General features: G+C 65.8%; 16 protein-coding genes. All 16 read right to left on the bottom strand.

From position 1 onward, the window contains the following. Nucleotides 1-262, bottom strand: a 262-nt coding sequence (locus AC04MI_RS07600) for a VOC family protein (RefSeq protein WP_476497501.1), incomplete at its 3' end; no start/stop codon positions are given. Next, a complete protein-coding gene (locus AC04MI_RS07595; protein ID WP_476497500.1) occupies nucleotides 259-1257 on the bottom strand; it encodes an isopenicillin N synthase family dioxygenase in 999 nt (332 codons plus the stop codon). The genes AC04MI_RS07600 and AC04MI_RS07595, both read right to left, overlap by 4 nt. Nucleotides 1258-1270: 13 nt before the next feature. Continuing rightward, nucleotides 1271-2299 (bottom strand): ABC transporter substrate-binding protein, encoded by a 1029-nt coding sequence (locus AC04MI_RS07590; protein WP_476497499.1) that lies wholly within the window; start codon nucleotides 2297-2299, stop codon nucleotides 1271-1273. A gap of 364 nt (nucleotides 2300-2663) precedes the next feature. Continuing rightward, nucleotides 2664-3461 carry a 2-oxo-tetronate isomerase gene (gene otnI, locus AC04MI_RS07585; protein ID WP_476497497.1) on the bottom strand — a complete coding sequence of 266 codons (798 nt, stop codon included), beginning with the start codon at nucleotides 3459-3461 and terminating at the stop codon, nucleotides 2664-2666. A 24-nt stretch (nucleotides 3462-3485) separates the two neighbouring features. Then, nucleotides 3486-4553 (bottom strand): alpha/beta fold hydrolase, encoded by a 1068-nt coding sequence (locus AC04MI_RS07580; protein WP_476497496.1) that lies wholly within the window; start codon nucleotides 4551-4553, stop codon nucleotides 3486-3488. Nucleotides 4554-4616: 63 nt separating this feature from the next. Beyond that, nucleotides 4617-5306, bottom strand: a complete 690-nt coding sequence (locus AC04MI_RS07575; RefSeq protein ID WP_476497504.1) for a class II aldolase/adducin family protein — start codon at nucleotides 5304-5306, stop codon at nucleotides 4617-4619. 17 nt (nucleotides 5307-5323) lie between these two features. Then, a complete protein-coding gene (gene otnK, locus AC04MI_RS07570; RefSeq protein WP_099729432.1) occupies nucleotides 5324-6601 on the bottom strand; it encodes a 3-oxo-tetronate kinase in 1278 nt (425 codons plus the stop codon). Then, entirely contained in the window at nucleotides 6598-7509 is a 912-nt protein-coding gene (gene ltnD / locus AC04MI_RS07565; protein WP_476497495.1) for an L-threonate dehydrogenase, read from the bottom strand. Before ltnD ends, otnK begins: the two co-directional genes overlap by 4 nt. A 37-nt stretch (nucleotides 7510-7546) precedes the next feature. Continuing rightward, nucleotides 7547-8914 carry a GntP family transporter gene (locus AC04MI_RS07560; RefSeq protein WP_436078144.1) on the bottom strand — a complete coding sequence of 456 codons (1368 nt, stop codon included), beginning with the start codon at nucleotides 8912-8914 and terminating at the stop codon, nucleotides 7547-7549. A 299-nt stretch (nucleotides 8915-9213) separates the two neighbouring features. Next, entirely contained in the window at nucleotides 9214-9993 is a 780-nt protein-coding gene (locus AC04MI_RS07555; RefSeq protein ID WP_476497493.1) for a FadR/GntR family transcriptional regulator, read from the bottom strand. A 109-nt stretch (nucleotides 9994-10102) separates the two neighbouring features. Next, complete coding sequence (locus tag AC04MI_RS07550; protein WP_436078142.1) at nucleotides 10103-11146, bottom strand: patatin-like phospholipase family protein; 1044 nt, start codon at nucleotides 11144-11146, stop codon at nucleotides 10103-10105. Between the two features lie 130 nt (nucleotides 11147-11276). Further along, on the bottom strand, nucleotides 11277-11765 hold the full coding sequence (locus AC04MI_RS07545) for a nucleoside deaminase (protein WP_255409855.1): 489 nt from the start codon (nucleotides 11763-11765) through the stop codon (nucleotides 11277-11279). Further along, nucleotides 11758-12525: an ABC transporter permease gene (locus AC04MI_RS07540; protein WP_476497492.1), complete on the bottom strand. Its 768-nt coding sequence runs from the start codon at nucleotides 12523-12525 to the stop codon at nucleotides 11758-11760. Before AC04MI_RS07540 ends, AC04MI_RS07545 begins: the two co-directional genes overlap by 8 nt. A 19-nt stretch (nucleotides 12526-12544) precedes the next feature. Then, nucleotides 12545-13369 carry an ABC transporter ATP-binding protein gene (locus tag AC04MI_RS07535; RefSeq protein ID WP_056060735.1) on the bottom strand — a complete coding sequence of 275 codons (825 nt, stop codon included), beginning with the start codon at nucleotides 13367-13369 and terminating at the stop codon, nucleotides 12545-12547. A gap of 72 nt (nucleotides 13370-13441) precedes the next feature. Next, a complete protein-coding gene (locus AC04MI_RS07530; RefSeq protein WP_099729438.1) occupies nucleotides 13442-14473 on the bottom strand; it encodes an ABC transporter substrate-binding protein in 1032 nt (343 codons plus the stop codon). A 294-nt stretch (nucleotides 14474-14767) separates the two neighbouring features. Then, nucleotides 14768-17074: an NADP-dependent malic enzyme gene (locus AC04MI_RS07525; protein WP_099732010.1), complete on the bottom strand. Its 2307-nt coding sequence runs from the start codon at nucleotides 17072-17074 to the stop codon at nucleotides 14768-14770. Nucleotides 17075-17193: the final 119 nt, after the last annotated feature.

Here is a 17193-nt window from a genome sequence, read left to right as displayed (position 1 = left end):
CTGCGTCCTGTGTGTCCAGCATGAAGGTGGCATAGCCTGTCACGCCGCGTGGTGACGGCAAGGCTGCGCCAGGCTGCCGGTCGGCCAGGCCTAGCAGGGCATAGGCCTCGGGGGCATTGAAGCCGAGCTGGAAGTGCTCGGTCTCCACCGCCCGGTAGATGGCCGAGCGCGTCCCCGGCGCCTCGGGCAACTGCAGCAGGGCTTGATAGAACTGAAGCTGCGCCTCGATGTCCTGGCACAGCAGGTTGAACCAGAGCCTCATGCCATCACCGCCGCGCTGGCTGGGGCGGTGGTCTGACCCAGGCCGTACGTCTTGCGGTACATGGCCTGCAGGTGCTCGCCCACGGTGCAGGGTGCAAAGCGCGGCGACTCGCCCGCAGGCACGCAGCTGGGGACGGGGACCACCTGGGCCTCGTAGTCGGGCGTGTAGAAGAACGGAATGGAGTGGCGCGGTGCGTCCCCGCTGTGCACGTTGCGCACGCGGTGGGGGTTGGATCGGTACAGCCCATTCGTCCAGCGCGGGATCATGTCGCCCAGGTTCACCACCAGCGCTCCCTCGATGGGTGTGGCAGCCACCCATTCGCCGGTGGGCAGCTTCACCTCCAGCCCGCCATGGTGGTCCTGGGCCAGCAGGGTGATGGCACCCCAGTCGGTGTGCTCGCCCGCGCCAAAGGTGAGCGCATCGGCGCTCTCAGGATGGGGTGGGTAGCGCAGCAGCCGCAGCGTGAGCATGGGGCTCTGGTGTGTGTGGTCGAAATAGTCTTCTGGCAGGTCGAGCGAGAGCGCCAGCAGCTGCATCAGCCGCAGGGCCAGCTGTCGCATGGCGGCGATGTAGGTGCGGCTCTGGGTGGCCAGCTCGGGCAACGCCTCCGGCCACTGGTTGCTGCCGTAGGAGTGGTAGCCGCGCTGCACATACGGATGGTCTGCCGCGTAGTCCAGCCCGCAATAGAAGCTCTCCTTGAGGTCCGGGCGCGCATTCGCGTCCAGGGTCTGCCCGCCCAGGCTTTCGTAGCCCCGCATCGCGGGTGAGTGGTGCAGCGAAATCGCTTCCTTGGAGGCCAGCGGCAGGTCGAAGAACTGCTGCGCCAAGGCAAACTGGCGCGCAATGATGTCCTGCGGCACACCGTGGTGGCGCACGTAGAAGAACCCCGGGCCCGTGCAGGCCTGGCGCAGTTGGGCGGCCACGGCCATCACGGCGGGGCTGCGCGGCGCGCCCGGCTGCAGGGCGCCGCTGAGGTCGAGGAGGGGGATGCCCATGGCTTTCCCCTTGTCAGGCCTTGAGCTTGCGGTCTACGGCCGGGGGCAGAAAGCGGTCGGTCCAGATGTCGGCCACCGCCAGGCTGCTCTTGAGGCCAAAGGCTGCCACGGTCTCATCGATGGTGGCCTGCAGGCGCGTAGGCGTGGCAGCGCCCCAGCCGTTGGCGCGTGTCTCGGCGGTCTTCATGGTGCCGTCCACGATGAGCTGCAGGCGTTCGAACTCGATCTCTTCATGGGCCAGGGGCTCTCGGGCCTTGATGGCGGCAGCGCCGGCGCGCGGGTCGGCAATTGCATCGACCCAGCCGCGCGTGGTGGCTTTGACGAAAGCCTTCATGGCGTCCGGGTTGTCCTGCATGCTCTTGGCGTTGGCGATGAGCCCGTTGCCGTAGGACTTGAGGCCATAGTCCGAGAAGCGGAACACCGTGATCTGATCCGGCGTCAGGCCCCGCGCCTTCAGGTTGAGCAGACCGGTGAAGAAGAAGTACGCCGCTGCGTCAAAGTCACCTTTCACGAAGCGCGTGTCGCCAATGTCGGGCGCCACGTTCTCCCATTTCACGCCGCTGCCATCAAAGCCTTGCGCCTTGGCAAAGGCAGGAAAGAGCTTGCGCGAGGCGTTGAAGGGCTGGCCCAGGATGGTCTTGCCCGCCAGGTCGGCGGGCTTCTTGATGGCGCCGTCCTTGCGCACCATGACCGAGTTGGGGTTCAGGTCGTACTGGATGGCGACCGCCGCCAGTTTGGACTGCGGGTTAGCGGTGTTGAACTCGATCATGGTCGAGAGGTCGGCCGACGCCACGTCATACGCGCCCCCCGCCACCAGGCTGATGGCTGATGCGGACCCGTTGCCGGTGTCGATGGTGACATCCAGGCCCGCATCCTTGTAGTAGCCCCGCTGCTGCGCCAGCAAAAAGCCCGCGCCCGAGGCCTCGACCTTCCATCCCAGGTTGAACTTGAACTTTTGCAGATTGCCCTGGGCGCGCACAAACGGTGCGGCAGACAGAAGGGCGGCGGCGCCGGTGGCGCGGATGAGGGAACGGCGTTGCATGGTGGAGCACTCCTGGTCGTTGGCGGGTAACCACGGGGGAGTGAAAAGCCAGGCTTCACACCCCTCCGAACGGGGTGCATGCAATCAACCGACAGGGCGCTGGGGCTGCGAGGTGGGGGCACCGGCCTCCTGAAGACGCACAGTCCTGCGCGCCCGTGGTGGCGTCAGTTCATTGCATGCTTCAAGAGCAATTTCCGGGCGGTGGCCGCTGAACGCTTCTACTCTTGGCGTCTGCGTATTTGCAGGATCTGTGCCATGCGATCCCATCGTGTGGGCCATGGCCTAACACCCCCGCGCGCCACACCATGGTGCGCGCTGCACCAGTGTCTGGCGTGCAACGGCAACTGTGGTGCGAGGTAGGTCTTTACAGCCAGGGCTTGAGCCAGCCCAGCCCGTCGCTGGTGGCGTGGGCGGCGGCCCCGCGCGCGGGGCGGTATTCGCAGCCAATCCAGCCGTCGTAGCCCAGGCTGTCCAGCAGTTGGAACAGGTAGGTGTAGTTGATCTCGCCCACATCGGGTTCGTGGCGCTCGGGCACACCGGCAATCTGGAAGTGGCCGACGTTGCCTGTGGGCAGGTACTGGCGCACCTTCATGGCCAGGTCGCCTTCCACGATCTGGCAGTGGTACAGGTCCATCTGCACCTTCACGTTGGCGGCGCCGATCTCGGCGATCAGCGCATGAGCCTGGTCCTGGCGGCTCAGGAAGAAGCCGGGCATGTCGCGGCCGTTGATGGGCTCCAGCAGGATCTGGATGCCGTGCGGCGCAGCCTGTTCCGCGGCGTAGCGCACGTTGGCGATGTAGGTGGCGCGCACGGTGGCCGCGTCCGCGCCCTGGGGCACCAGCCCGGCCATCACGTGGATGCTGGGGCACTGCAGGGCCTTGGCGTATTCCACCGCTTTGGCAATGCCTTCGCGGAACTCGGCCTCACGCCCCGGCAGGCAGGCCAGCCCGCGTTCGCCCGCGTCCCAGTTGCCGGGCGGGGCGTTGAACAGCACTTGCTGCAGGCCTTTGGCTTGCAGGCGCGCGGCCAGTTCTTGCGCAGAGTAGGCGTAGGGAAAAAGGTACTCCACCGCCTGGAAGCCATCGCGGGCAGYGGCGGCAAAACGGTCGAGAAAGTCCACGTCGTTGTAGAGCATGGACAGATTGGCGGCAAAGCGGGGCATGAAAGATTCCTGAGAAAAAAGCGGTCAGCGGTGTGGTGCGTTGGTGAGCACCTTGGCCAGCCGGTCTTGGTAAAAGCGCGCCAGGCCCACCGTGCTGTGGCCGAGGGTGTCGGCGCTGGCAGGGATCACGTAGGCCTGGGCGTGCGGGATGCGGGCGATGGCTTTGTCCAGCACGCCCAGCTCGGGTGGGTTGCGCTCATCGTCTGCCGAGTTGATGGCCAGCACGCGCGCGGTGATGCGTTCCAGCCCGGGCTCGGGGTCGTAGTCGCGCGATGCTTCCCACTGGTAGATGTGGTCGTTGGCATCGCCACGGAAAGGGGCCTTGAGGCGTTGCTCCACCAGCGCATCGGCCGCAGCGCGGTTGGGGGCCAGCTTTTGCAAGCCCTGGTTGCCCCCGTTGGTGCCGGTGCCAAAGAACACCGACGCAAACTGCAGGCTGCGGGGCTGGCGGGTGTAATTGCCACCCTGCCATTCGGGGTCGTTGCGGATGGCATCGACCAGCAGGCGGCGCATCATCCAGTTGCGGCCTGACATGGCGGCGGGCAGCGAGGCCATGGGCACGGCAACGTCCATGAAATCGGGGTGGCGTTGGGCCCACACCCAGGTGTGCATGCCGCCCATGGAGTTGCCGATGATGGCGCGCACATGACGCACGCCCAGGTGCTCGGTCAACAGACGGTACTGCGCCTGCACCATGTCGTCATAGTTGTAGGCCGGAAAGGCGGCGCGCAGGCCGTCTGACGGCTTGCTGGAGCGGCCGGTGCCGATGGCGTCCGGCAGGATGATGAAGTACTTGCGTGCATCCAGCGGCTGGCCGGGGCCAAACAGCGTGCCTGCAAAGCCGGGCGTGAGCATGCTCTCTGCCGAGCCGTTGGTGCCATGCAGCACCAGCACCGGCTCTCCGGTGGGTTCGCCCACGGTGGAGTAGGCCAGCTTGAGTTCGGGCAAAGTCTGGCCGGTGTGGAAGCGGAAATCCTTGACGACCCACTCGCCGTGTTGGGGGGCGAGGTAGTCCRCAGCCGATGCAACGCCTGTGGCCAGCATGCCCAGCAGCACGGGGGCAAAGGCTTTGCGCCAGAAAGAAAGGGTCATGGTTTGTCTCCTTGTGTGTGTTCTTTCATCCCCGCGCCTTGTGCGCAGCCAGCCCGTTACCCGTTACCAGTGGGCACCAAAGCTCTGGCGCAGCTCTTCGATCTGGGGCTCGGTCAGCGGCGTGGGGCGAGGCTGGCACAGCATCCACAGTCGTGCGGTTTCTTCCAGCTCTTCCAGCACGGCCATGGCGGCAGCGGGCGTGTCATGCCACACGTTGGGGCCCAGGCGCGCCAGCATCACGGCGCGCACGGGGCTGCCCTTGGCGGCATAGCGGGTGATGGTCTGCGCCACCAGCGTTGCCGCGGCAGCATCACCCGGGCGGTGGTACGGGATGTGCGGCACCCGGCCCACTTTCATGACGAAGTAGGGCGTGATGGGAGGCAGCAATTGCGCGTCAGGCACCAGTGGACCGTTGGCCGTCATGTCGGCCTGCAATGAGCAGGCCACCAGATGCGTGCTGTGCGTATGGATCACGCAGCGCGCTGGGGCCGCTGTCGATGCCGATGCCTCGTAAATCTGCCGGTGCAGCGCAATGGTCTTGCTGGCCCGGTCGCCCGCCACCTGCTGGCCTTGTGCGTCCAGGCGCGCCAGCCGCTCGGGCTGCAGCGTGCCCAGGCAGGCATCGGTGGGGGTGATGAGGTAACCGTCGGCCAGGCGCACGCTGATGTTGCCTGCGGTGGCATGCACATAGCCCCGCTCAAACAGGCTGCGGCCCACGCGGCAGATTTCGTCGCGGGCTTGGGCTTCATCCATGAAGGCGGGGGTAGAGGTCATGCCAGCAATTGTGCAAAAGCCTTGGTGAAAAAGTCGGTGCTGCCAAAATTGCCCGACTTCAGCGTGATGTGCAGCCCGTCCTTGGCGTCGGGCGCCACCGCATGGCACCACGGCACGCCGGGGTCGATCTGCGCGCCAATGCGCATTTGCGTGATGCCCAGGGCCTGCACGCAGGCACCGGATGTTTCACCGCCCGCCACGATGAGCTGACGCACACCGCGCTGCACCAGGCCGCGTGCAATGGCGGCAATGGTCTCTTCCACCATGGCACCGGCTTTCTCGGAACCCAGCTTGCCTTGAATGGCGCGCACAGCCGAAGGTTCGGCGGTGGAATACACCAGCACCGGGCCTTGGCCGATGTGGCCCTCAGCCCATTCCAGCGCTTCGGCAGCCACGTCCACGCCTGCGGCGATGCGCAGCGGGTCGATGGCGAGAGCAGGCTTGCCTGCCTTGATGAAATCCATCACCTGCTGGTTGGTCGCCACCGAGCAGCTGCCCGACACGATGGCCTGCAGCCCTTGCGCGGCGGGCAGGCGGGCGGCCTCGTTGCTGGGGGCCACGCCAAAGTTGCCCGGCAGGCCAATGGCCACGCCCGAGCCTGCGGTGACCAGCGGCATGCCCTTGAGGGCAGGGCCCAGGCGCAGCAGGTCGGCGTTGGACACAGCATCCACCACGGCCATGCGCACGCCCTCGGCCTTCAGTTGATCGATGCGTGCGCGGATAGCGGCCTCGCCCTGAGCGACCACGCTGTGGTCGATCAGGCCCACGCGGCTGGCCGTCTGCGCTTGCAGCACGCGCACCAGGTTGGGGTCGGTCATGGGCGTGAGCGGGTGGTTCTGCATGCCGCTCTCGTTCAGCAACACGTCGCCCACAAACAGGTAGCCCTTGAACACGGTGCGCTTGTTGTCGGGGAAGGCGGGCGTGGCGATGGTGAAGTCGGTGCCCAGCGCCTGCATCAGCGCATCGGTCACGGGGCCGATGTTCCCTTCGACCGTGCTGTCAAAGGTGGAGCAGTACTTGAAATAGATTTGCTCGGCGCCCTGTGCCTTCAGCCACTGCAGCGCGGCCAGCGATTGGGCGATGGCCTCTTCTTTGGGAATGGTGCGCGACTTGAGCGCGACCACGATGGCATCGGCCTCCGCATCCAAAGGTGCCGTGGGCACGCCCATGGCCTGCACCACGCGCATGCCTGCGCGCACCAGGTTGTTGGCCAGGTCGGTCGCGCCGGTGAAGTCGTCGGCAATGCAGCCCAGCAGTGCACGTGCGCGGGTCATGCCTTGTCCTTGCCTTCGGGGAGCGTGATGCCAGGGAAGATCTTGATCACGGCGCTGTCGTCTTCTTTGGCAAAGCCTGCGGTGGAKGCCTGCATGAACATCTGGTGCGCSGTGGMSGMCAGCGGCAGMGGRAAYTTGCTGGCGCGCGCSRYGTCSAGCACSAGGCCCAGGTCCTTCACAAAAATATCTACGGCCGACAGCGGCGTGTAGTCGCCCGCCAGCACGTGGGCCATGCGGTTTTCAAACATCCAGCTATTGCCCGCGCTGTGGGTGATGACCTCGTACAGCGCCGCAGCGTCCACGCCTTCGCGCAGGCCCAGGGCCATGGCTTCGGCGGCCACGGCAATGTGCACACCGGCCAGCAACTGGTTGATGATCTTGACCTTGCTGCCCGCGCCCGCCTTGTCACCCAGGCGGTACACCTTGCCGGCCATGCCGTCGAGCACGGCGCCCGCAGCGGTATAGGCCTCGGGCTTGGCGGAGGTCATCATGGTCATCTGGCCCGATGCGGCCTTGGCGGCACCGCCGGAGATGGGTGCGTCCACATAGTGCAGGCCCAGGGCGTTCAGGCGCGCTTCCAGCGCCACGGACCAGTTGGGGTCCACGGTGGAGCACATCACAAAGGTGCTGCTGGGGCGCATGGCCGCTGCTGCGCCGCCTTGACCGTCGTCGCCGAAAAGCACGCTCTCGGTCTGCGCCGCGTTGACCACCACCGACACCACCACATCACTCACCGCTGCCAGCGCAGCCGTGGTGGCGTGGGCTGTGCCGCCTTCGGCCACAAAGGCATCTGCCACGCCGGGGCGCACGTCGCACACGTGGATGGTGAAACCGTTGTTGCGCAGGGTCTTGGCAATGCCAGCGCCCATGGCGCCCAGGCCGATGATGCCGACGGTGGGTTTTGTCATGTTGTCAGTCCTTCAAAGAAATTCAATACGAGGGCACTCAGGCGACCAGCACCCAAAGCAAAGCCGTGAGGGCAAAACCCGCCAGGCCTAGCACCGTGGTCAACACGGTCCAGGTGCGCAGGCCATCGCCCACGCTCAGGCCCAGGTAGCGGGTCACGATCCAGAAGCCCGAATCGTTGACGTGCGACAGCCCGAGACTGCCAAAGCCGATGGCAACCGTGAGCAGCGCCACTTGCAAGGGGGAATACCCGCCACCTGCAATGGCGTCGGCCAGCAGGCCGCAGGTGGTGATGATGGCCACGGTGGCCGAACCCTGGGCGGCACGCAGTGCCAGCGAGATGATGAACGCCAGCAGGATGAGCGGCAGATGAGTAGCGGTGAGGCTTTGCGACAGCGCCGTGCCAATGCCGCTGGCGGTGAGCACCTTGGCAAACACGCCGCCTGCGCCCGTCACCAGGATCACGGTGGCGGCGGGGGGCAGGGCGGATTCCATGATGGCGTTGGTGCGTTCACGGTTCCAGCCCTGGTTGCGGCCCAGCAGGAACATCGCCAGGCCCACGGCCACCATCAGCGCAAAGATGGGCGAGCCGATGAAGCCCAGCACGTTGCGCAGGCTGTCGCCCTTGGGCAGCAGCGTGGCACCGGTGGTGCCCGCCATGATGAGGGCCAGGGGGATCACGATCAGCGCCATGATGGTGCCGACGCTTGGAGCAGCGCTTGCTTTGCTGGTCTTGCTGTCTTCGCTGTTGCCAAAAGCCGCAAACTGCTCGGCCGTGGTGGGCAGCAGGGGGTAGCCCTTGCGGTTGAGCCAGCCCGACACATACTGTGACAGCGCCGCCAGCGGGATGCAGATGGCCAGGCCAATGATGGTGATCCAGCCAATGTCGCCCTTGACGATGGCAGCCCCGCCCACGATGCCGGGGTGCGGTGGCACCACCACGTGTGCGGCCAGCATGATGCCCGCCACGGGCAGGCCGAACTTGATGGGGTTGACGCCCGCTGCCTTGCAAAAGCCGTAGACGATGGGCACCAGGATGATGAAGCCCACGTCAAAAAATACCGGGATGGCCAGGACCAGCGCTGCGGCCGTGAGGGCCATGGGCACTCGTGTGGGGCCCAGAAGCTGCGTGAAGCGGTTTGCCAGGCTGGCCGCACCGCCCGAGACCTCGATCATGCGCCCCAGCATGGAGCCCAGCGCCACCAGGATGGCCACCGAACCCAGCGTGCCGCCCATGCCCGCAATCAGCGTACTGATGATGTCGCCAATGGGCATCTGCGTAGCAAACGCCACCAGAAAGCTCACCAGCATCATCGCCACGAAGGCGTGGACCTGCCAGCGGATGATGAGCAACAGGAGCAGGGCAATGCTGCCGGCGCCGATGCCGAGAAGTGCGAGGGTGGACATGAACGATATATCTCCGGGATGGAAGGGGCTGACCCAGGCTGGAGCCGCTCAAAACGGCCTTGCAGGGGTTTTCATCTGCACCTTGGTTGGTGTGTTTATATGGTTATCATACAAATTATCGCGCACGGCACTGCTACGGGTTAACCCGCGTCTGCCAGTGCGTGGGCATGGAGGGGGAAGCGGTTTTGAGGCGTTTTGGTACTCAAGCGCTAGTGCAATATGCCTGAGCAGCTACCAAATATGTAGCAGATTGCTGATGTGTTGGGACGCAAGCCCGGCGCACAGGCTTGGGACGTGGCTCAGAACACCAGCGGTGTGGATGCCGCCACCAGCGGCTGGGCCAGCCGCGCGCCGTCCTGGGCCCAGAACGACAGGTCGGCCTGCTCGATGCGGGCCAGTGCGTTCTTCATGTGCTGCGCCGCAGCGGCGCGTGCAGCCACCGGGTCGCCCGCCTCGATGGCGCGCACGATGTGGGTGTGCTCGTGGGTCACCGCATCGGCAAAGTCGGTGCGACGCGCTTCGTTGGCACGGGTCACGCGGGTGGCGCCCTTGAGAAACTGCGCCAGAKAGTCCAGCGTGCTGATCATGAATGGGTTGCCTGCCGCCTGGGCGATGGCGCGGTGGAACAGCACGTCTTCTTCCACCCCGTCGCGGCCTGCACGCACGGCGTCGGCGATGTGCTGCATGGCGGCGCGTATGGCGGCCATGTCTGCATCGGTGCGCCGAAGGGCCGCCAGCTCGGCCACCTCGGCCTCCAGCGCACGCCTTACCTCCACGATCTGCATCACCGCCTCGCGCGATGCCGCCAGAGGCACATCGAACTGCAGCGGCTCGATGCCCGGAGCCAGCACATACACGCCGCTGCCCTGGCGCGAGTCCACCAGCCCCAGCGACTTGAGGCGCGAGATGGCCTCGCGCACCACCGTGCGGCTGACCTGGAACTGCTGCGCCAGCACCGCCTCGGTGGGCAGCTTGTCGGACGCCTGGATGCGGCCCGCGCGGATCTCGGCCTCCAGCGCGCTGGCCACCTGGTCGGAGAGCTTGGCGCTGGGTTTGACGGCGGAGAACGGCGAAGACATGGGTGGGGCGGGCAGTGGGGCGTGAAGTCGGTGCCGGCATGTGCTGGCAGGCCGGGGCGCAGTTGACTTTACCCGAAGGGCACTGCGCCGGAATCGTTTGTTTGCCGCGCTACCTGGGCGCCGGGCAGGAGTCGTCCAGTTTGGCGAGGCCCGCCAGCTTCTGCAGCCGGCTGCGGTTGTCCAGGCAGGCCTGGTACTGCGCCTCGGCCGCCTTCTGCTGGGCCTGCGCCGCCGCCTTGCTGCGCTCGGCTTGGAGCTGGGCCACACGCTCGCGGATTTGCGGCATCACGGCCAGCGCGGCCTTCTCGCCTTCCACGATGGCATTGGCGCGCTGGCTGAAGTCGGCGGCGCCAATGTCGAGCACCTGGGGGCGGATGATCACGTCGGCCCGCGCCAGCTCGGCCTGGCCCAGCTTCTGGCCCATGATGGCAATCGACTGGTTCAGCGCACCCAGCATGTTGCCCGGCGTTTGGCCCCGGGCCTTGTTGGAGATATCCACCGCGATCACGATGTCGGCGCCCAGCTGGCGTGCGGCATCCACAGGCACAGGGCTCACGATGCCGCCATCCACAAAATGGTATTTGCCGATGGTGACGGGCTGGAACACACCGGGCACGCTGCTCGATGCGCGCACGGCCTGGCCGGTGTTGCCGCGTGCAAACACCGTGCGCTCGCCGTCTTCCAGCCGCGTAGCCACCACGACGAAGGGCTTGGCCATCTGCTCCAGCGGCTTGCGGCGCACCTGCTCGTTCACATAGTCTTCGAGCTTTTGCCCCAGTACCAGCCCGCCGGACGACAGCTGCAGGTCGCGGATCTTGGCTTCGTCCAGTGCCACGGCCTTTTCCTGCATCTCGAAGGCGTTCATGCCGCTGGCATACAGCGCGCCGACCACGCTGCCTGCGCTGGTGCCCGAGACCACGGCGGGCGCCAGGCCATTGGCCTCCAGCATCTTGATCACGCCGATGTGCGCAAAGCCTTTGGCCGCGCCACCGCCCAGGGCGATGCCGATGCGGATGGGGAGCGCGGTGGATGGGGTCGCTGCGACCGGTGTGGCGTCGCCCGCCGCTGGCTGGGTCGGCGCGGTGCCACCGCATGCGGCCATACCTGCTGCGGCCCCAAGGGCCAGAAGGCGCAAAAGAATGGTCAAGCGCATGCGGTGTGATCCTGCTGTCGTCCAAACGGGGCGGGCAGTATAGCGGCAGGGTGCCGAGTCACCGGTTGGTGGTGTTTTTTGCTCCTGAAAGAGGAGCTGCTTGCGCTTGGCATACAAGCGCCAGAGCCAACTACCGCCAGAAATCGCGATGCAGGGCCGTGATCTCGTCTTGCAGCGCAGGCACCGGCCCCAGCACCTCGGTGGGGCGCTGGCCGCTCGCAAACACCGTGCGGCAGGGCAGGGCCAGCGTGGGGTTCTCGGGGTGGTCGCCCGTCAGGGCGAGCAGGGCGGCTTCTTCGGCGCCATACAGCACGCGGCCGATGCCCGCCCAGTAGATGGTGCCTGCACACATAGCGCAGGGCTCGAAGGTGGTGACCAGCGTGCACTGGGCGAGATAAGCGCCGGGATAGTTGGCCGCCGCCGTGCGGGCCAGCGTGCTCTCGGCATGGTTCACGGTGTCTATGTTGCCCTGCTCGGCCAGCACGGTCTCGCCATCGGGCGCAACCAGCAGCGCGCCGAAGGGATGGCGGCCCATGTCCTTGGCGCGCTGGGCCACGGCGTTGGCGCGGCGCAGCAGCGTGGCTGCCTGGGCTTCGCTCAACGCCGTCGGGTTATTCACCTTGAGAACCCCGGTGCGCCCAACCCGTGGTGCGTTTTTCGATCMMGCTGAASAGYTCGTACATCASCATGGCCATKGCGCCCACCACCATCAGGCCCGCRAAGGCCAGGCCCATYTGCATGGMCGAGCCSGCSSWRATGAGCAGGTAGCCGATGCCTTCGTTSGCMGCGGTCATTTCSSWCACSGTGGTGCCSACRAAGGCCAGCGTGATSGCCACCTTGAGCGAGCCGWAGAAGTASGGCATGGAGCGGGGCAGCCCCACCTTGGTCAGCACGTCCCAGCGCTTGGCGCCCAGCACGCGCAGCACGTCTTCCAGCTCGGGCTCCAGCGTGGCGAGGCCGGTGGCGATGTTGACCATGATGGGGAAGAAGCTGATGAGGAACGCCGTGAGGATGGCCGGGCCCACGCCAATGCCGAACCACACCACCAGAATGGGCACAAAGGCGGCCTTGGGCAGTGCGTTGAAGGCCGTCATCAGCGGGTACACGGCGGCGTAGGCCAGGCGCGAAGAGCCGATCACAAAGCCCAGCAGCACCCCCACGACGATGGCGATGCCAAAGCCGGCCATGGTGACCCAGAAGGTGCGCCAGGCGTGGCCTGCGATGACGCCGCCAAACTCCACCAGCTGGGTGGCAATGGCCCAGGGGCTGGGGAAGATGAACTCGGAGACATTGAAGGCCGAACAGATGATCTGCCACAGCAGGATGGTGGCGGTCAGCAGCAGCCAGGGAGACCAGCGCTCTACGGTTTTCTTGTGCATGGGATGAGGCGCTTTCTTGTTATTGCTGGATGGGCGCACCGGCCTTGCGCAGTGCGCCGATGTGGCCGCGCAGTTCGTGGACGATGTCGGTGAACTCCTTGGTGTAAGTCACCTCCAGGTCGCGCGGGCGGGGCAGTTCGATCTCCTTGCGCACCACAAACCGGCCGGGGCTCTTGCTCATCACATACACCGTGTCGGCCAGGAAGACCGACTCGCGCAGGTCGTGCGTGACCAAGATCACGTTGAACTGCTGCTCGGTCCACAGGTCGCGCAGGATGCACCACAGCTCTTCACGCGTGAAGGCATCCAGCGCGCCGAAGGGCTCGTCCAGCAGCAGCATCTTGGGCTCGTGGATSAGCGCGCGGCAGATGCTGGCGCGCTGCTGCATGCCGCCCGAMAGCTGCCAGGGGAACTTGTCCTCATAGCCCGCCAGCCCCACCTTTTGCAGCAGCTTGCGGGCGCGCTCTTCGTATTCCTTGCGTTTTTGCTTGAAGTTGCTGCGGTAGGGCTCGACGATTTCGAGCGGCAGCAGCACGTTATCCACCGTGGTGCGCCAGGGCAGCAGCGAAGGCGCCTGGAAGGCCATGCCCGAGACCTTGAGCGGACCCGTCACCGGCTGCCCGTCGATGAGGATCTTGCCCATGGAGGGCATCTTCAACCCGGTGGCCAGCTTCATGAAGGTGGACTTGCCGCAACCCGAGGGGCCCACGATGGCGATGAATTCGCCCTGGCGTACCTGCAGGTCGATGGCTTCGACCGCAAACTGGTTCTTGGCGCGCAGCTCGTCGTTGTAGGCGAGCCAGACGTCCCGGAAGTCCACAAAATAGTTGTCAGCAGCCTGCATGGAAGTTTTTATGCTAAGAATGGCCGCAAGCGCTATTGAATCATGCGCTTGCAGCTATCAAATTAATAGTAATTACTTCTTGGGCAGGATGTTCAGCTCGGCCGCGCTGGGCAGAAAGCTGGCGTTCCACACATCGTCGGCGTTCACGCGGGTCTTGGTGTTGAACGCATCCGATACCTGCGACGCCATCAGCGAGAGGCGTCCGGGCTTGAGCTGGCCAAAGCCTTCGGTGCGGGCGTCGGGGCTGTTGATCACCGTGTCGATGGCCAGCTGCAGGCGGCGGGTTTCGAGCGGCACGTTCACGATGCCGTCGCGTGCCTTGACGTATTCGATGGAGGCTGCGGGGTTGGCAATGACTTCCTTGGCGCCCTTGGTGAAGGCCGACAGGAACGCCTTGATGGCGGCCGGGTTCTCCTTGATGAGCTTGGGCGATGCGATGATCACATTGCCGTACAGCTTCACGCCGAAGTCGGCATAGGGCAGCACCACCACGTCGGCGGCCTTGGCGCCACGGGCTTCCAGGTTGAGCAGCGAGGTGAAGGTGAAGCCGGTGATGGCGTCCACGTCGCCGCGCACCAGCATGGTTTCGCGCAGTGGCGGGTCCATGGCGGTCCAGGTCACGGCGCCGATGCCGTTGGCCTTCTGGAAGATGGGGAACGCGCGGCGGCCTGCGTCAAACACGGGGGCGCCCAGCTTCTTGCCGGCCAGGTCGGCGGGCTTGGTGATGCCGCTCTTTTTCAGCGCCATGACCGAGGCGGGCGTGTTGTTGTAGACCACCATCACCGCCACGGGCTTGTTCTGCGCGTCGGGGTTGTTGGCGTGGAACTCCATCACGGCGGCCAAGTCGGCAAAACCCATGTCGTACGTGCCCGATGCCACGCGCTGCACAGCACCGCCGGAGCCGTTGCCTGCATCCACCGTCACGTCCAGGCCTGCGGCCTTGAAGTAGCCCTTGGCCACGGGTTGCAGGAACAGCGCGGCGGGGCCTTCAAAACGCCAGTCGAGCTGGAACTTGATGGGCGTGGTGGCCTGCGCCTGGGCCAGCGAGGTGCTGCCGATCAGGGCCAGGGCGGCGGCAGTTTGCATGAACAGTCTTTTTTTCATTCGGGGCTCCTGTCGGGCGAGGGGAAATTCGATGAGGGAAGGCACTGGCCCCATTGATGGGCCATGGTCCTGCAGTCAGCAAAAACGATGCCCGGTTTGTGTACGCGGGTGCTTTGCTGCGCCCCATTGTTCACCGAAGTGGTGCGCGTCAGCATGCTGGGTTTCCCGAAATGGTGCATGCGCAGGGCGAGGGGTCGGCTTGCCCATGAAAAACGGGGCCCGAGGGCCCCGTTGCAACGGTGTGTGGGCAGGCCTGCTCACGGCCTGCGCTCAGGTCAGCACGGCACAGCGCGCTCAGCGTGGCCGGGCGGCAGCGCTGGCCACGGCCAGGGCCGTCATGTTGAGCACGCGGCGCACGGTGGCGGCCGGGGTCAGGATGTAGGCCGTGGCAGCGGCGCCCATCAGGATGGGGCCCACCGTGACGCCACCGCTGGTGGTCGTCTTGAGCACGTTGTAGAGGATGTTGGCAGCATCCAGGTTGGGGCAGATCAGCAGGTTGGCCGAGTCCGTCAGGGTCGAATCCGCCATGTAGGCGTTGCGGATGTTCGGCTCCAGCGCGGCATCGCCGTGCAGCTCGCCATCACACTCGATCTCGGGGTGGGCGGCCACGAACAGGTCGCGCGCCTCGCGCATCTTGCGGGCCGATGCGCGCTTGGACGAGCCATAGCTGGAGTGCGACAGGAAGGCGACCTTGGGTGGGATGCCAAAGCGTTGCACCTCTTGCACCGACATCCAGGCGATGTCCGCCAGCTGCTGGGCCGTGGGGTCTTCGTTCACATAGGTGTCGGCAATGAACAGCGTGCCCCGGTTGGTCATCAGCGCGTTCAGCGCCGCGTAGTTGTGGGCGCCTTCCTGGCGGCCGATGATGCTGTGGATGCGCTCCAGGTGCGTTTCATACGTGCCCACCAGGCCGCAGATCATGGCATCGGCATCGCCCAGCTTGACCATCAGCGAGGCGATGATGGTGTTGGAGCGGCGCACGGCGGCCTTGGCCACTTCGGGCGAGGCGCCGTTGCGCTTCATGAGCTGGTGGTAGTGCTCCCAGTACTGGCGAAAGCGCGGGTCGTCCTCGGGGTTGCACACCTCCACGTCCTTGCCCAGCTGCATGCGCAGGCCGGCCTTGGCGATGCGCGCGGCAATCACTGCGGGGCGGCCGATGAGGATGGGCGTGGCGATCTTGTCGTCGATGGCCATCTGCGCGGCGCGCAGGGCGCGTTCGTCTTCACCGTCGGCGTAGGCTACGCGCTTTTGTGCATCGGGCAGGGCCTTGGCCGCGTTGATCACGGGGCGCATCAGCATGCCGGTCTGGTAGACAAAGCGCGACAGCGTTTCCTTGTAGGCCTCCATGTCTTCGATGGGGCGCGTGGCCACGCCCGATTCAGCAGCGGCCTTGGCCACGGCGGGCGCGATCTTGAGGATCAGGCGCGAGTCGAACGGCGTGGGGATGAGGTAATCGGGGCCAAAGGTCAGCTCTTTGCCTGCATAGGCGCTGGCCACTTCTTCGCTGATGTCGGCCTTGGCCAGGTCGGCGATCTGGCGCACGCAGGCCAGCTTCATGGCCTCGGTGATCTTGGTGGCACCGCAGTCCAGCGCACCGCGGAAGATGTAAGGGAAGCACAGGACGTTGTTGACCTGGTTCGGGTAGTCCGACCGGCCCGTGGCGATGATGCAGTCGGGGCGGATGGCCTTGGCGAGTTCGGGGCGGATCTCGGGCTCGGGGTTGGCCAGGGCCAGGATGATGGGCTTGGGGCCCATGGTCTTGACCATCTCGGCCGTGAGCACGCCGGGGGCCGAGCAGCCCAGGAACACGTCGGCGCCGTTGACCGCATCGGCCAGCGTGCGGGCGTCGGTCTTTTGCGCGTAGGCCGCCTTGGATTCGTCGTAGCCGCCGGGCCGGCCTTCGTAGATCACGCCCTTGGAGTCGCACACGAAGACGTTCTCGATCTTCACGCCCAGGCCCACCATCACGTTCAGGCAGGCAATGGCGGCCGCACCTGCGCCCGACACGGCAATCTTCACCTGGTCGATTTGCTTGCCCACCAGCTCCAGGCCATTGAGCAGCGCCGCGCTGCTGATGATGGCCGTGCCGTGCTGGTCGTCATGGAACACCGGGATATTCATGCGCTTGCTGAGTTCGCGCTCGATGTAGAAGCACTCGGGTGCCTTGATGTCTTCGAGGTTGATGCCGCCCAGCGTGGGCTCCAGCGCCGCGATGATTTCGATGAGCTTGTCGGGGTCGCGTTCGGCCAGTTCGATATCGAACACGTCGACGCCCGCGAACTTCTTGAACAGGCAGCCCTTGCCTTCCATCACCGGCTTGCTGGCCAGCGGGCCGATGTCACCCAGGCCCAGCACCGCCGTGCCGTTGGTGATCACCGCGACCAGGTTGCCGCGCGAGGTGAAGTCAAACGCCTTGGACGGGTCGGCAGCGATGTCGAGGCATGGGTAAGCCACGCCCGGCGAGTAGGCCAGCGACAGGTCGCGCTGGTTGGACAAAGGCTTGGTGGGGGTGACCGAAATCTTGCCCCGGGTGGGGTTGCGGTGGTATTCGCGCGCAGCGTCGCGCAGGGCCTGTTCGGCGGCGGAAATGTTCTGTGTCATGCGGAAATCCTGGAAGTCCTGGGCGGAAAGCAAAAACAAGGGTACCCGATGGCGTGGGCGGCGGACATGCAGGTTTATGCGTATGCAGCATGAAGCCAAAACCCCCTGGCAGCCATGGC

Source organism: Acidovorax sp. LjRoot204 (assembly GCF_056175785.1).
This window is presented reverse-complemented; position numbering and strand designations above follow the sequence as displayed.

Bases quoted from the DNA above. Each gene is read 5' to 3' on its own strand.
- AC04MI_RS07560 (WP_436078144.1), bottom strand. From the start codon at position 8,914: ATGTCCACCCTCGCACTTCTCGGCATCGGCGCCGGCAGCATTGCCCTG.
- AC04MI_RS07530 (WP_099729438.1), bottom strand. From the start codon at position 14,473: ATGAAAAAAAGACTGTTCATGCAAACTGCCGCCGCCCTGGCCCTGATC.
- otnK (WP_099729432.1), bottom strand. From the start codon at position 6,601: ATGACCCGCGCACGTGCACTGCTGGGCTGCATTGCCGACGACTTCACC.
- AC04MI_RS07595 (WP_476497500.1), bottom strand. From the start codon at position 1,257: ATGGGCATCCCCCTCCTCGACCTCAGCGGCGCCCTGCAGCCGGGCGCG.
- AC04MI_RS07550 (WP_436078142.1), bottom strand. From the start codon at position 11,146: ATGCGCTTGACCATTCTTTTGCGCCTTCTGGCCCTTGGGGCCGCAGCA.
- AC04MI_RS07525 (WP_099732010.1), bottom strand. From the start codon at position 17,074: ATGACACAGAACATTTCCGCCGCCGAACAGGCCCTGCGCGACGCTGCG.
- AC04MI_RS07575 (WP_476497504.1), bottom strand. From the start codon at position 5,306: ATGGATGAAGCCCAAGCCCGCGACGAAATCTGCCGCGTGGGCCGCAGC.
- AC04MI_RS07590 (WP_476497499.1), bottom strand. From the start codon at position 2,299: ATGCAACGCCGTTCCCTCATCCGCGCCACCGGCGCCGCCGCCCTTCTG.